Below are 13,578 nucleotides of genomic sequence, written 5' to 3'. Positions count from 1 at the left end.
GCGCCGCCGGCGGGCGGGGCCGTTGGTCCCCGCGGACCGCACGGTGCCGCCGTCGCCCGCATCGGACGGCGTGACCTTCGTCCTGCGCGCGCCGCGGCGTCCGTCGCACGCTGGCAGGCGACGGGGAGGGGACCGAGATGGATGCCTGGACGACCCGCGGCGACGGGCGGCTGACCGCCTCGCCCCTGCCCGAACCCGACCCCGTCGACGACGAGCTCGTGGTCGAGGTCGCCGCGTGCGGGGTGTGCCGCACCGACCTGCACGTGATCGACGGCGAGCTCGCGCCGCACCGGAGTCCGGTCGTGCCGGGCCACCAGGTCGTGGGCCGGGTCGTCGCGACCGGCGCCGACGTGCGTCGGACCGCGGTCGGCGACCTCGTCGGCATCGCCTGGCTGCGCTCGACGTGCGGGGCGTGCCGGTGGTGCCGGTCGGGCCGGGAGAACCTCTGCCCCGATGCGCGCTTCACCGGCTGGGACGCCGACGGCGGCTACGCGCGCTTCGCCACCGTGCCCGAGTCGTTCGCGTACACACTCCCGCCGGACGCCGACCCGATCGCCGTCGCGCCCCTCCTCTGCGCGGGCATCATCGGCTACCGCGCGCTCCGACGCGCGAACCTCCCGCCCGGCGGCCGTCTCGGCCTCTACGGCTTCGGCTCGAGTGCGCACCTGACGGCACGGCTCGCGATGGCCGCGGGTGCGAGCGTCGTCGCGATGACGCGAGGCGAGGCGAACCGGCGACTCGCCCACGACCTCGGCCTCGACTTCGTCGGCGGCGAGCGGGATGCGCCGCCCGAGCCGTTCGACGCGGCGATCGTGTTCGCGCCGGCCGGCGGCCTCGTGCCGGTCGCCCTGGCGGCGACGACGCGCGGGGGCACGGTCGTGCTCGCCGGCATCCACATGACCGACGTCCCGTCGATGACCTACGCCGACCACCTCTTCCTCGAGCGCGACCTGCGGACCGTGACCGCGAACACGCGCGCCGACGGCGACGAGTTCCTGCGGCTCGCGCTGCGCCTCGGCATCGCGCCCACGGCGACGCCGTACGCCTTCGAACGAGCGGATGCCGCGGTCGACGACCTGCGATCCGGCCGCGCGTCGGGCTCGCTCGTCCTCGTGCGCGACGCCTGAGGCGACCGGCGCGCCGACGGGCGAGGACCGTCGCGGCGCTAGCGTGGAACGGTGGAGATCACGGTGCTCGCGGGCGGAGTCGGTGGCGCGCGGTTCGTGCGCGGCGTGCGCGAGGAGTGCACGAGGCGATGGCCGGCCGAGCCCGGCGCCGAGCCCGGCGCCGAACCCGCCGCCGACGGCACGGCGGCGACCTCGGCCGACGTCACCGTGGTGGTGAACACCGGCGACGACCTGTGGCTCTCCGGCGTACGACTGATGCCCGACTTCGATTCGCTGCTGTACGCCCTCGCGGGCGTGAACGACACCGAGCGCGGCTGGGGTCGCGCGGGCGAGACCGAGCGGGTCGCCGCGGAACTGCAGGAGTGGGGCGTCGGCTGGCCGTGGTTCACGCTCGGCGACCTCGACCTCGGCACGCACCTCGCGCGCACGTCGTGGCTGCGCGAGGGACTGGCGCCGTCGCAGGTCGCCGAGCGGCTGCAGCGGCGGTGGCCGCTCGGCGCGCGCCTGATCCCCGCGACCGACACCGAGGTCGACACGCACGTGCGCGTCGACCCGGCGCACCCCGACGCCGAGGGCCGCGACGAGCTGCACTTCCAGGAGTGGTGGACGCGCTTCCGCGCCTCGATCCCCGCCCTCGGCTTCGACCAACGCAACCTCGCCGACGCCCGCCCCGCACGGGGCGTCGAGGCCGCGATCGCCGAGGCCGACATCGTGCTCGTCGCCCCCTCGAACCCCGTCGTCTCGATCGGCACGATCCTCGCGATCCCCGGAATCCGCGAGGCGCTCGCCGCGACCGCGGCCCCCGTCGTCGGCGTCTCCCCGATCATCGGCGGCCGGGTCGTGCGCGGCATGGCCGACGCGTGCCTGTCGGCCATCGGCGTCGAGACGGATGCCGCGGCGGTCGCGCGCCACTACGGCACGCGAGCGACGGGCGGCGTGCTCGACGGCTGGCTCGTCGACGAGGCGGATGCCCCGGCGGTGCCCGGCCTCGTCGGCGACGGGTTCGCCGCGGCATCCGCCCCGCTCTGGATGCACGACCTCGACACGTCGGCCGCGCTCGCGGGCGCGGCGCTCGACCTCGCGGCAGACGCCGCAGCCGGCACCGCGCCCACGGGACGCGCCTGACTCAGCCGCCGTTGCGCGGCAGCGGGATCACCGGGCACTCGAAGGAGCGGAGCACCTCGCCGATCGCGAGGTCGCCCGCGCCGGCCGCGGCCCACAGCTCCTCGTCGGAGTCGAGCACGCCGTCGCCGTCGAGGTCGCCGGAGGCGAGCGCGGCATCGTAGCCGTTCGGCAGCAGCACCTCGGTGACGAGCCAGCGTCCGCCGCGGTAGTCGGCGTCGCCGGGGGCCGCCGTGGCGACGTTCGCCTGCGTGTCCTCCGGGAAGGCGTAGATCGGCTGGAACGACGACTCGGGCGCCCCGGTGCCCGAGAGGTCGGTCGGCGTGCCGACGGTGCGGTACTGCGCGCCGTCGACCCAGAACGCCGGCCCGCTGACGCCCGCGGCGTTCGCGGCCGGCGCCCCGGCCAGGACGCCGCCGACGGCGAGCGCGGCGGCCGCGACCGTGCCGAGCAGCGGGCGGATTCGGGTGGTGTGCATGAGGTTCCCCTTCCGTTCGACCGCCGGTTCCGACGGCCCTCCAGCAGTCAATGCCCGTGCCGTCCCTGCGGCGACGGGGCAGCGGTGACGGTGCGCTTACCGTCCGCTTACGCAGGGATTACGCCGGGCGCGGGTGTTCGCCGACAGGGAACGAACCGGCGGGCGCGACGTTCCGCCGACTGCGTAGACTGGCGAACGACCGCCGGTTCGAATTGACCGGTCGGGCCGGCCCGGGATTGGGCCGCGAGTCGCCGACGCTTTCGTCGGTCAACGAACGCGCATACCGTCCCGGAGGTTCCATGCCCACGTCCCCCTCGCGTCGCCCGTCCCGCGCCGCCCGGCGCCGAGACGGTCTCGGCGCCCGTCGCACCGCAGTGATCGTCGCGGCCGCGGCATCCGTCGCCCTGCTCGCCGGCTGCGCGTCGGCCGGCACCGACGACGGCGGGTACGTGCCGCTCGCCGAGGCGACGGATGCCGCCGGCTTCCCGGTCACGGTCGACAACTGCGGCACCGAGGTCACGTTCGACGCCGCCCCGGAGCGGGTGATCACGGTCAAGTCCTCGACCCTCGAGCTCCTGCTCGCGCTGGGCCTGGAGGACCGCATCGTCGGCGCCGCCTTCACCGACGGCCCCGTGCCCGACGAGTACGCCGACGCCGCAGCGGGCATCGAGATCCTGTCCGACAAGGTGCCGTCGCAGGAGGCGACGCTCGCCGCCGAACCCGACCTCGTCTTCGCCGGGTGGGAGTCGAACCTCACCGCCGAGGGCGCAGGCGACCGCGCCACGCTCGAGCAGCTCGGCGTGCACACCTACGTCGCCCCCGCCGCCTGCAAGGAGGAGGGCTACATGCCCGACCCGCTGACGTTCGACGGCGTGTTCGCCGACTTCGAGGAGGCGGGCGAGATCTTCGGTGCGACGGATGCCGCGGCCGCCCTCGTCGCGGAGCAGCGCGCGGCGCTCGACGCGATCGAGCCGAGCGACGACGGCCTCACCGCACTCTGGTACTCCTCGGGCGACGACCAGCCGTTCGTCGGTGCCGGCATCGGCGCCCCCCAGATGATCATGGAGGCCGCGGGCCTGGCGAACGTCGTCGCCGACGTGCACGACACGTGGACCTCGCTCTCGTGGGAGGCCGTCGTCGACGCGAATCCCGACGTGATCGTGCTCGTGGACGCCGCGTGGAACTCCGCCGAATCCAAGATCGAGAAGCTCGAGGCGAATCCCGCGACGGCCGCCATGCCCGCGGTGCAGCAGGGCCGGTACGTGATCGTCGACTTCCCCTCGACCGAGGCCGGCGTGCGCAACGTCGACGCGGTCGCCGCGATCGTGGAGCAGCTCGGGGCGCGCTGATGTCGATGCGGGCGGGCAGGTCGACGGATGCCGCGGTGCGGCCGTCCGTCGACCGCGCGCGCCTGCCGTCCGAGTCGGCAGGGCCGTCGGGCCGACCGTCGACGCCCCGCCGCGGCGGCACGGCGACCGCGGTCGGCGTCGGCGTGGCGCTCACCGTGCTGCTCGCGGCATCCATCGTGCTCGCCGTGACGATCGGGCCGGCCGGGCTCGCACCGGCCGACGTGATCGCCTCGATCGCCGCGCACCTCGGGCTCGGCGATCCGACGCTGACACCGCTCCGCGACGCGATCGTGTGGGAGCTGCGCATGCCGCGAGTCCTCTCCGCCGCCGCGGTCGGCGCCGGCCTCGCGATCTGCGGTGTCGTCATGCAGGCGCTCACGCGCAACCCGCTCGCCGACCCGTACCTGCTCGGCCTCTCGTCGGGCGCGTCGGTCGGCGCCGTGATCGTGCTCGTGCTCGGCATGGCCGTCGCACTGCCCGTCGCCGCGTTCGCGGGGGCCCTCGCCGCGCTCGCGGCGACCCTCGGCCTCGCGCGCGCCGCGGGCGGGCTGAGCCCGACGACCACGGTGCTCGCCGGACTCGCGGTGTCTGCGGTGTTCGGCGCCGTGACGAGCCTCGTCATCTTCTGGAGCGCCACCACGGACAGCTACCGCGAGATCCTCAACTGGCTGCTCGGCTCGCTCGCGGGGGCCGGCTGGCCGGCCGCGGCCCTCGCCGGCACCGCGATCGCGCTCGTCGGCCTGCCGCTGCTCGCGACCGGGCGCACGCTCGACGCCTTCGCCTTCGGCGACACCGCGGCGTCCGCCCTCGGGGTGCACGTGCCGCGTACCCGTGCACTGCTGCTCATCGCGACCGCGCTGCTCACGGGCGCGCTCGTCGCCGTGAGCGGCGCGATCGGGTTCGTCGGGCTGATCCTGCCGCACGCGGTGCGACTCGTCGTCGGCTCGCGCCACCGCGCGCTGCTGCCGTTGTCGGCGCTCGCGGGTGCGGTCTTCCTGGTCTGGGTCGACACGGGGGCGCGGACGCTGTTCGATCCGCGTGAACTGCCGGTCGGCATCCTCACCGCGCTCGTCGGAGGCCCGGTCTTCGCGGCGCTGCTCCTGCGCGCCCGGAGGACGTCGTGAGCGGCGTGCGGCCGGGCGACGGTCGCGGCACCGGCGCGGCCGGTGGGCTCGGCTCGGCGCGGCCCGGCACGGGCCTCGAGGGCTCGCGCGTCTCCTTCGCGCGCGGGTCGAGGCTCGTCGTCGACGGCGTGGACATCACGGTGCCGCGCGGCGCCGTCGGCGCGCTCCTCGGCCCGAACGGGGCCGGCAAGTCCACGCTGCTGCACCTGCTCGCCGGCGTCGAACGTGCCGAGGTCGCCTCGCTCACCCTCGACGGCGACGACCTCGTCTCCCTCCGGCGCCGCGAGCGCGCACGACGCATCGCGCTCGTCGAACAGGATGCGCCGGCGCCGAGCGGCCTCGGGGTGGAGCACGTCGTCGGCCTGGGACGCATCCCGCACCAGTCGGCGTGGGGCGGCGACTCGGCCCACGACCGGGAGATCGTGGCGCGGGCGCTCGACGCGGCGGATGCGACCGCGTTCGCCGGCCGGCGCTACGACGAACTGTCCGGCGGTGAGCGCCAGCGCGTGAACCTCGCACGTGCGCTCGCGCAGGAGCCCGAACTGCTGCTGCTCGACGAGCCGACGAACCACCTCGACATCCGCGCCCAGCTCGCGACGCTCGGGCTGCTCCGCCGCCTCGCCGACGACGGGCTCAGCGTGCTCGCCGCCCTCCACGACCTCTCGCTCGCCGCGGCGTACGCCGACCACGTGGTCGTACTCGCGAACGGCGTCGTCGTCGCGGCCGGCGACCCGGGCGACGTGCTCACGCCGCCGCTGATCCGCGCGGTCTGGGGCGTGGAGGCGAGCGTGCTGCGGCATCCGTCGACGGGGCGGCCGCTGCTCGCGTTCGCGCCCACCGATGCGGATGCGTCGGCGGAGACGGCCGCGCCGGCGCCCGAGCCGGCCTGACCGGATGCCGCGACGCGGGCATCGGCGTAGCGTGGCCGCCATGGCACAGGTGACCGAGGACCGCCGGCAGCTCGTCGAGTCCGTCGCGGAGGAGTTCCTGCACAACGCATGGCGCGGGCGACGCCTCGTGGCGGTCGAGGGCGCGTCAGAGGCGGCCGCCGCACGGTTCGCCGACGACCTCGCCGCGACCCTGGTCGAGCGGGGGCAGCGCGCCGTGCGCCGCTCGCTCGGCGACGTCGACGAGGCGACGCTCCGCGCGGAGACCGTCGACCCGTTCCGTGCGGGCTCGCTCGCCGGCGCGGAGGACGACGACACCGTCCTCGTCGTCGACGGCCGGCGCCTGCTCAACGACGCCGTGCGCGGCATCTGGCACTTCACGGCCTGGACGCTCGCGGGCGACGAGCTCCCCCACGCCTCGACCAACGTCATCATCGACCTCACCGACCAATCCGCGCCCACCCGGTATTTCTACGACCTGTGCAGGCTGCCGCCGAGCGTCGGCGAGCGCCGCGCCGCCGCGGGCTGACCGCGCCCGACCCGCACGGCACCGGGTGCAGGATGGGACGCATGAGCGAACGCGGCATCCCGGTGACCACGGCCGACGAGCTCGAGGAGATCCTCGGTCCGCCGACGAGGGCCGCGGCCGAGAAGACGCGCCATCGGTTGAGCGAGATCGATCGGGAATGGCTGGCCGCGGCATCCCTCGCCTTCGTCGCGACGGGCGACGAGCACGGCGACCTCGACGTCTCGCCCAAGGGCGACCCCGCGGGGTTCGTGCACGTCCTCGACGACACGACCATCGCGATCCCGGAGCGCCCGGGCAACCGCCGTGCGGACGGCTTCCACAACGTGCTGCGGAACCCGCACGTGGGCCTCATCCTCGTCGTGCCGGGGCGCGGCGACACGCTCCGCATCAACGGTCGCGCGACGATCGTGCGCGACGCGCCGTTCTTCGACGACCTGGTCGTGAAGGGCCACCGCCCCGCGCTCGCCCTGCTCGTCGACGTCGACGAGGTGTTCTTCCACTGCTCGAAGGCGTTCCTCAGGTCGCAGGCGTGGAAGCCCGAGACCTGGAGGCCCGACGTCGTGCGCCGGCGCGCGCTGATCGCGAAGGCGCTCGAACGGCCCGAGGCGGATGTCGCCGAGCTCGACGAGTACTACGGCCCGTCGTACGCCGAGCGCATCTACGGGTAGCACGCGGCATCGGTCGGGGGCGGCGGGGTCCCGCGACGCGCGGTCGCGTTCAGGACAGGATGTCGCGCGTCGCGAACCGCCAGGCTGCGAGGCCGCCGAACACCGCGATCCACGCCGCCTGGAGCAGCGCGTTGTCGCCGAACGACTCCCAGGACGGCGGCGAGCGCAACAGGTCGGCGAAGTCGAACCAGCGGTCGGTGAACAGGAACGGATGCACCCACTCGAGCTGCGGGATCGCGCCGACGATCTGCGCGACGACGGCGAGGATCGCCGTGGCGGCCATCGCGCCGACCGGCACCACCGTGAGCGTCGAGGCGAACAGCCCGATCGCCGAGAGGCCGAGCATCGAGACCGCGACGTACGCGCCGATCGCGAGGAGCCGTAGCAGGCCCTCGCCGACCGGGATCTGGCCTCCCGAGAGCAGCGTCACCGGTCCGACGGGGAAGAGGACCCAGCCGATGAGCGTGCCGACCGCGATCACGGTGAGCGCCGCCGCGAGGCAGAACACGGCCGCGACCGCGTACTTGACCGAGAGCAGCCGCAGGCGCCCCGCCGGAGCGATCAGCAGGTAGCGCAGCGTTCCGTGGCTCGCCTCGCCGGCGATGGCGTCACCGGCGACGACCGCGATCGTGAGCGGGAGGAACAGCGGGGTCGCCACGACCAGCGCGGTCATGCCCACGAACAGGCCGTTGCCGGCGACCTGGTCGAGGAACGCGGGGCCGCGTCCCGGCCCGGACGGACCGGCGACGCGGATCGCGATCGCGATGAGGATCGGGATGAGCGCCAGCGCGGCGAGCATCGCCCAGGTCCGCCACCGCCGGAACAGCGTCGCCGTCTCGGACGCGAGGAGCGACGCCGTGCCGCCGCGTCGGCGCGGGGCCGTCGGCGACGCGGTGCGAGCGGGCTGGGGCGCCGCGTCATCCTCGGCGGCACCGCGGCGGCCGACGGCGGCGGATGCCTCAGGCGACGACATCGAACCCCTCCCCCGTGAGCTCGACGAACCGCTGCTCGAGGCTCGTGCGCCGGATCGCGAAGCCGCGGACGCGGACGCCGTCGCGGACCAGGGCCGCGACGATCGCCTCGCCCGCGGGCACGTCGGCCGCCCCGTCATCAGGCAGGGCGGCGGTGACGAGCGCGTCCCCGGCCGCGCCGGATGCCGCATCGTCCGACCCGGTCGGGGCCGCGGCATCCGTCGCCAGTCCAAGCCGCGCCAGCACGGCGCGCGCCGCCTCGGCGTCGGGTGTCACCAGCTCGACGCGCGACTCCCCCGAACGACGGAACTCGTCGAGCGTGCCCTGGGCGACGAGCCGGCCCGCGCTCATCACGCCGACGTGCGTGCAGAGCTGCTCCACCTCGGCGAGCAGGTGGCTCGAGACGAACACCGTCGTGCCGTCGGCCGCGAACGAGCGGATGAGCGAGCGCACCTCGCGCGTGCCCTGCGGATCGAGTCCGTTCGTCGGCTCGTCGAGCACGAGCAGGTCGCGCGGCATGAGGAGCGCGTTCGCGAGCCCGAGGCGCTGCTTCATGCCGAGCGAGTAGGCGCCGGCCTTCTTCCGGGCGGCGTGCGCGAGGCCCACCCGGTCGAGCGCGTCGGCGACGCGACGCGCACGGGTCGACGGCGGGGCGTGGCGATCGGCGGCGTCGAACCGGGCGAGGTTCGCCGAACCCGACAGGAACGGCGCGAACGCGGGCCCCTCGACGAGCGCGCCGACGCGGGGCAGCACGTCGTCGAGACCCCGGGGCATGTCGGTGCCGAGCACGCGCGCGCTGCCGGACGTCGCCCCGACGAGTCCGAGCAGCATCCGGATGGTCGTGGTCTTGCCCGAGCCGTTCGGCCCGAGGAAGCCGAACACCGACCCGCGCGGAACGGCGAGGTCGATGCCGTCGACCGCGACCTGCGCGCGGAAGCGCTTGGTGAGCCCGGCGGTCTGGATCGCGAGGTCGCTCACCGGCGGCCCGTCAGCGGCCCGACTCGGCGTACCCGACGAGCGCGTCGACCGGCACCGACCCGGCGAGCACGCGACCGTCGTCGGTGAACAGGACCGACAGCAACGACGTCTGGAGCGCCCGGCCGCCGTCGACGGGCGTCGTGAGCGCGTCGAGCAGGTCGAGCGCCTCGCCCTCGGTGAACGGCGGCTCGGTCGCGGGCGCGACCGCGTCGGCGCCGACGGCGGACTCGGCGCGACGCTCGGCCATCAGCTCCGCGGCGGTCGCGGCGTCGAGTTCGACGACGGCAGCCCACCCCTCGCCGTGCACGACGGGATGCGGCAGCTCGGTCGACGCATCCGCCGCGGACTCCTCTCGGACCTCCGCCTCGTCGGCCCACTGCCGGAGCTCCTCGACGGTCGGGAGCGGCAGCGCCTCCTCCTCGACCGTGAACGCGTCGCTCGGTTCGAACCGGAACACCGACGCATCGGGTGCCCCGAACGAGACGTCGGTGAACCCGGTCTCGAACGCGGGGGCAGCAGCACCCCGGGCGGTGACGGATGCCGCAAGCGCCGCCCCGTTGTCGCCGTCGATCGCGACGCGGATCTCGCCGACCAGCGTCTCATCGGTACGCGGCTCGAGCACGAGCTCGTACGCGTCGCGACCGGCGACGCGCCCGTCGGTCCCGACGGAGACCGCCGTGGTCTCGTCGAGCCGATCGAGCGCGCGGTCGAGCAGCTGCTGGGGGGTCGGCAACTGCTCGACATCGGGAAGTTCCGCCTCGGCCTCCGCCTTGGCCTCGTCGGCGAGGCGGTCGAGTTCGGCCTTCAGCCCGTCGACGTCGGCGTCGTCCGCGACGCTCAACCGCGTCGCGGTCTGCGTCTCGGAGTCGACGAACCAGGCCTCGCCCGGGTTCAGGTAGACGTTCCGCTCGGCCATGCGGTCGAGCACCTGCAGCCGTGCGCGATCGCCGTCGAGGTACACGTTCGCGTCGAAGCTGCCGGTGGCGAGCGAGACGAGGTCGGCGAGGGTGTCGGATGCCGCGGCATCCGCGTCGTCGCCGCCGGCATCTCCGGAGCCGCCCATGAGTCCGCCGAGGTCGGGCAGGCCGAGCTCGGATCGCTGCCGGATCGCGCCCGACAGCGCGTCGACGTCGCTCGCCTTCGCGAACGCGACGAGCTCCTCGGGCGTCAGGTCGGGCAGGTCCACCGTGGCGTTCGCCTGCATCGGCACGAGGACCGCGACCGCGATCGCGACCGGCACCCCGACGGCGGGGATGACGGTGCGGGGCCGGAAGCGGGACGGCCCGGTGCGGCGTGGGCTCATGCCCTCAGGCTACGCCCGCGCGGTGGGGGCGCGGCCGGTCCGGGGGCGAATTCGCAGGCACGGGGAGGCGGCACCGGGCCGGTGCTCGAGCCGGCCGGCTGAGCCGGGCCGGGACCTTCGGGAGGAACTTCTGACCACCGCACCCGCGTGTCGGCGCCGTCGGCTACCCCAGTGCGCGGAGCCGCGGCGCGAGGTCGCGCTCGAACAGCCGGAGGAAGCGCCGCTGGTCGTGCCCCGGCGCGTGGAAGACGAGGTGGGTGAAGCCCCAGTCCACGTACTGCCCGATCTGCGCGACGACCGCGTCGGGGTCGGTGCCGACGATCCAGCGCTTCGCGATCTGCTCGATCGGCAGCGCATCCGCCGCCCGCTCCATCTCGACGGGGTCGGTGATGTCGTGCTTCTGCTCCTTGGAGAGCGACAGCGGCGACCAGAACCGCGTGTTGTCGAGCGCGGCCTCCTCGGTCTCCTCGTAGGAGAGCTTGATCTCGATCATGCGGTCGAGCGCGTCGTACGAGCGGTTCCCGGCCTCGGCGCCCTCCTTCACGGCGGGGATGAGCTGGTCGACGTAGAGCTCGGCACCCTTGCCCGACGTGCAGATGAAGCCGTCGCCCGCGCGGCCCGCGTACTTCGCGACCGTCGGGCCGCCGGCGGCGATGTACACGGGCACGGGGGAGTCGGGGCGGTCGTAGATCGACGCGTCGTGCGTGGAGTAGTACTCGCCCTCGAAGCCGACCTGGCCGTCCTGCGTCCACAGCGCCCGCATGAGCCGCACGGCCTCGCGCAGCCGGGCGAAGCGCTCGCGGAACTCGGGCCAGTCCTGCTCGCCCGCGCCGCGGAACCCGGTCGCGATCTCGTTCAGCGCCTCGCCCGTGCCGAAGCCGGCGATGATGCGGCCGGGGTGCATGATGCCGAGCGAGGCGAACGCCTGCGCGAGCACGGCCGGGTTGTAGCGGAACGTCGGCGTCATCACGCTCGTGCCGATCTTGACGTTCGACGTGCGCTCGCCGACCGCGGCCATCCAGGTGAGCGAGAACGGCGCGTGCCCGCCGGTGTGCCGCCACGGCTGGAAGTGGTCGCTCGTCCACACCGACTCCATGCCGTGCGCCTCCGCGGCGACGGCGATCTCGACGAGCTCGCGCGGGTCGAACTGCTCGGCGCTGGCCTTGTATCCGAGGGTCAGGGTCACGATGCTGCCTTCCTGTCTGCGCCGTGCGGCGCGCTTCCGGCGCCCGTGGGCGCGGTCGATGGGTCGAGCGGACGCCGCGCCGCGGCGCCGTCGGCGAACTCCGGCCGGTCGGCGAGGCCGTCGACCACCGCCGCGGTGCGGGTGCCGACGCCGAGCGCGACGGCCTCGTGCAGCTCACCCGCGGTGTCGACGTCGCGGCGGAGGCCCGGCGCGATCGACGGGGGATCGAGGCCGACGAGGTCGGCGAAGCCGGCCGCGCGGTGGCGAGCCGCCGAATCGGGCCCGAAGTGGGCCGCGAACGTCGCCCCGGGCAGCGCGGTCGCGAGCGTGGTGCCCGTCCCCTCGGCGTCGGCCACGAAGGCGAGGGGATGCCGCGCGGCGGCCGCGAGCGCCGCATCGAGGTCGTCGGGCCCCACCGCCGGGAGGTCCCCCAGCAGCACCGCGACCGCGGCATCCGCGCCGCCCGCCCCGGCCCCGGACTCCGCGCCCGCGCGGGCGACGGCGATGCCGTGGGCGATCGCAGCGGCGAGGCCGCGCGGGCCGGACTCGGGCACGACCTCGACGCCGGGCGCGCCGCGCAGCTCGCGCTCGACGACGGGTTCGTCGGACACGACGACGACCCGCCGCACGACCCGCGCCGCACGTGCGGCGCCGATCGTGTCGAGCGCGAACGCCCGCGCGAGCGCGGCCCGCTCCGCCGGCCCGAGCTCGGGTGCGAGGCGGGTCTTCGCGCCCGTGAGCGACTTCACGGGGACCACGATCGTCCAGCCCGCGGCATCGTCCGGCGCGGCCCCGCGCGTGGACGTCGTCATGCGCGGAGCCCCGGCAGCACGTCGCGGCCGAAGACCTCGAGGAATCGCGCCTGGTCGCGGCCGGCGTTGTGCAGGTAGATGCGGTCGAACCCGAGGTCGAGGTGCCGCTGGACGTTCGCGCGGTGCGCGTCGGGGTCGGCCGAGACGAGCATCCGCCCGGCGAAGTCCTCCGGGCGCACGCTGCGCGCGAGCTGCTCGACCTCGAACGGCGAGCGGATGTCGCCGCGCGGGAAGCGCAGCGCACCGATCGGCCACTCGGCGAGCGCGTCGGCCATCGCCTCCTCGTCGGTCGGCGCCCACGCGAGGTTCAGCTGGAGCACGCGCGGCATGCGCGTCGCGTCGCGCCCCGCCTCGCGCGCACCCGCCGCGAAGCGCGCCAGCAGCTCGGCGAGGCGATCGGCCGGGGCGTTCGTGGTGATGAGCCCGTCGACCGTGCGCCCGGCGCGACGCGCCGTGACGGGCCCCTGCGTCGCCACGAGGATGTCGGGCGCACGCTCGGGCATCGTCCAGAGCCGCGTGGACTCGAGCTTGAAGAACTCGCCCGCGTGCCGCACGTCGCGGCCGGCGGCCGAGGCGGCGAAGAGCTTGCGGATGACCTCGACCGCCTCGAACATGCGCGCGATGCGCTCGGCGGGCTCCGGCCAGTACGTGCCGGTCACGTGCTCGTTGATCGCCTCGCCCGATCCGATGCCGAGCCAGTGCCGGCCGGGGTGCATCGCGGCGAGGGTCGCCGACGCCTGCGCGACGACGGCCGGATGCATGCGGAACGACGGCGTCGTGACGCCCGGGCCGAAGTCGCCGGTCGTCGCCGCGCCGATCCCCGCGAGCACGCTCCACACGAACCCGGACTGGCCGTGCCCGGGCAGCCACGGCTGGAAGTGGTCGCTCGCCATGGTGCCGCGGAACCCGCTCTGCTCGGCGAGCGCCGCGAGCGCCACGGCCTCGGCGGGCGGGAACCGCTCGAGCATGACGGCGTAACCGATGTGGGGGCTCACCCCTCCATCCTGCCCCGCATCCGGGCGCGACGGTCCGCCGGACGCGAAG

Annotated in this window: 14 protein-coding genes; 7 read left to right on the top strand and 7 right to left on the bottom strand. The window is 75.1% G+C overall.

All coding sequences use genetic code 11. The features are described 5' to 3' along the window. Nucleotides 1-137 precede the first annotated feature (137 nt). Together ABME02_RS07010 and cofD are read left to right on the top strand one after the other, a co-directional pair. Nucleotides 138-1,127 (top strand): zinc-dependent alcohol dehydrogenase family protein, encoded by a 990-nt coding sequence (locus tag ABME02_RS07010; RefSeq protein ID WP_353814558.1) that lies wholly within the window; start codon nt 138-140, stop codon nt 1,125-1,127. 51 nt (nt 1,128-1,178) lie between these two features. Beyond that, a complete protein-coding gene (gene cofD / locus ABME02_RS07005) occupies nt 1,179-2,252 on the top strand; it encodes a 2-phospho-L-lactate transferase (RefSeq protein WP_353814557.1) in 1,074 nt (357 codons plus the stop codon). A 1-nt stretch (nt 2,253) separates the two neighbouring features. Here cofD and ABME02_RS07000 read toward each other — a convergent pair whose 3' ends face one another. Further along, on the bottom strand, nt 2,254-2,727 hold the full coding sequence (locus ABME02_RS07000) for a hypothetical protein (protein WP_353814556.1): 474 nt from the start codon (nt 2,725-2,727) through the stop codon (nt 2,254-2,256). Between the two features lie 299 nt (nt 2,728-3,026). On the opposite strand from ABME02_RS07000, the gene ABME02_RS06995 reads away from it, so the two are divergent. The 5 genes from ABME02_RS06995 to ABME02_RS06975 are packed head-to-tail and all read left to right on the top strand — an operon-like array spanning nt 3,027 to nt 7,284. Continuing rightward, nucleotides 3,027-4,076 (top strand): putative F420-0 ABC transporter substrate-binding protein, encoded by a 1,050-nt coding sequence (locus ABME02_RS06995; RefSeq protein ID WP_353814555.1) that lies wholly within the window; start codon nt 3,027-3,029, stop codon nt 4,074-4,076. A 5-nt stretch (nt 4,077-4,081) separates the two neighbouring features. Then, on the top strand, nt 4,082-5,200 hold the full coding sequence (locus ABME02_RS06990; protein ID WP_436408248.1) for a putative F420-0 ABC transporter permease subunit: 1,119 nt from the start codon (nt 4,082-4,084) through the stop codon (nt 5,198-5,200). Beyond that, nucleotides 5,197-6,090: an ABC transporter ATP-binding protein gene (locus tag ABME02_RS06985; RefSeq protein WP_353814553.1), complete on the top strand. Its 894-nt coding sequence runs from the start codon at nt 5,197-5,199 to the stop codon at nt 6,088-6,090. The genes ABME02_RS06990 and ABME02_RS06985 overlap by 4 nt, the downstream gene beginning before the upstream one ends. A gap of 40 nt (nt 6,091-6,130) precedes the next feature. After that, the gene (locus tag ABME02_RS06980; RefSeq protein WP_353814552.1) at nt 6,131-6,616 is read left to right on the top strand and encodes a hypothetical protein; all 486 of its coding nucleotides are present in this window, start codon (nt 6,131-6,133) and stop codon (nt 6,614-6,616) included. Between the two features lie 41 nt (nt 6,617-6,657). After that, complete coding sequence (locus ABME02_RS06975; RefSeq protein ID WP_353814551.1) at nt 6,658-7,284, top strand: MSMEG_1061 family FMN-dependent PPOX-type flavoprotein; 627 nt, start codon at nt 6,658-6,660, stop codon at nt 7,282-7,284. 49 nt (nt 7,285-7,333) lie between these two features. On the opposite strand, the gene ABME02_RS06970 is transcribed toward ABME02_RS06975, so the two are convergent. The 6 genes from ABME02_RS06970 to ABME02_RS06945 form a co-directional block, all read right to left on the bottom strand. Beyond that, nucleotides 7,334-8,257, bottom strand: coding sequence for an ABC transporter permease (locus tag ABME02_RS06970; RefSeq protein ID WP_353814550.1), 924 nt, complete (start codon nt 8,255-8,257; stop codon nt 7,334-7,336). After that, nucleotides 8,244-9,233 (bottom strand): ABC transporter ATP-binding protein, encoded by a 990-nt coding sequence (locus ABME02_RS06965; RefSeq protein WP_353814549.1) that lies wholly within the window; start codon nt 9,231-9,233, stop codon nt 8,244-8,246. The genes ABME02_RS06970 and ABME02_RS06965 overlap by 14 nt, the downstream gene beginning before the upstream one ends. A 10-nt stretch (nt 9,234-9,243) precedes the next feature. Continuing rightward, nucleotides 9,244-10,536 carry a LolA family protein gene (locus ABME02_RS06960; RefSeq protein ID WP_353814548.1) on the bottom strand — a complete coding sequence of 431 codons (1,293 nt, stop codon included), beginning with the start codon at nt 10,534-10,536 and terminating at the stop codon, nt 9,244-9,246. Nucleotides 10,537-10,699: 163 nt separating this feature from the next. Then, complete coding sequence (gene fgd, locus ABME02_RS06955) at nt 10,700-11,722, bottom strand: glucose-6-phosphate dehydrogenase (coenzyme-F420) (protein WP_353814547.1); 1,023 nt, start codon at nt 11,720-11,722, stop codon at nt 10,700-10,702. Continuing rightward, nucleotides 11,719-12,534: a 2-phospho-L-lactate guanylyltransferase gene (gene cofC, locus ABME02_RS06950; protein WP_353814546.1), complete on the bottom strand. Its 816-nt coding sequence runs from the start codon at nt 12,532-12,534 to the stop codon at nt 11,719-11,721. The genes fgd and cofC overlap by 4 nt, the downstream gene beginning before the upstream one ends. After that, complete coding sequence (locus ABME02_RS06945) at nt 12,531-13,529, bottom strand: TIGR03557 family F420-dependent LLM class oxidoreductase (protein ID WP_353814545.1); 999 nt, start codon at nt 13,527-13,529, stop codon at nt 12,531-12,533. The genes cofC and ABME02_RS06945 overlap by 4 nt, the downstream gene beginning before the upstream one ends. Nucleotides 13,530-13,578 lie beyond the last annotated feature (49 nt).

It is taken from the genome of Agromyces zhanjiangensis (assembly GCF_040496055.1).
Taxonomy (GTDB): Bacteria; Actinomycetota; Actinomycetes; order Actinomycetales; family Microbacteriaceae; genus Agromyces; species Agromyces zhanjiangensis.
The sequence above is the reverse complement of the archived record's forward strand: the minus strand, read 5'-3'. Positions and strand labels throughout refer to the sequence as shown.

Excerpts from the sequence above, each read along its gene's own strand:
- ABME02_RS06990 (WP_436408248.1), top strand. The coding sequence starts at position 4,082 with ATGCGGGCGGGCAGGTCGACGGATGCCGCGGTGCGGCCGTCCGTCGAC.
- cofC (WP_353814546.1), bottom strand. The coding sequence starts at position 12,534 with ATGACGACGTCCACGCGCGGGGCCGCGCCGGACGATGCCGCGGGCTGG.
- ABME02_RS06980 (WP_353814552.1), top strand. The coding sequence starts at position 6,131 with ATGGCACAGGTGACCGAGGACCGCCGGCAGCTCGTCGAGTCCGTCGCG.
- ABME02_RS06970 (WP_353814550.1), bottom strand. The coding sequence starts at position 8,257 with ATGTCGTCGCCTGAGGCATCCGCCGCCGTCGGCCGCCGCGGTGCCGCC.
- ABME02_RS07010 (WP_353814558.1), top strand. The coding sequence starts at position 138 with ATGGATGCCTGGACGACCCGCGGCGACGGGCGGCTGACCGCCTCGCCC.
- ABME02_RS06975 (WP_353814551.1), top strand. The coding sequence starts at position 6,658 with ATGAGCGAACGCGGCATCCCGGTGACCACGGCCGACGAGCTCGAGGAG.
- ABME02_RS06995 (WP_353814555.1), top strand. The coding sequence starts at position 3,027 with ATGCCCACGTCCCCCTCGCGTCGCCCGTCCCGCGCCGCCCGGCGCCGA.
- ABME02_RS07000 (WP_353814556.1), bottom strand. The coding sequence starts at position 2,727 with ATGCACACCACCCGAATCCGCCCGCTGCTCGGCACGGTCGCGGCCGCC.
- ABME02_RS06960 (WP_353814548.1), bottom strand. The coding sequence starts at position 10,536 with ATGAGCCCACGCCGCACCGGGCCGTCCCGCTTCCGGCCCCGCACCGTC.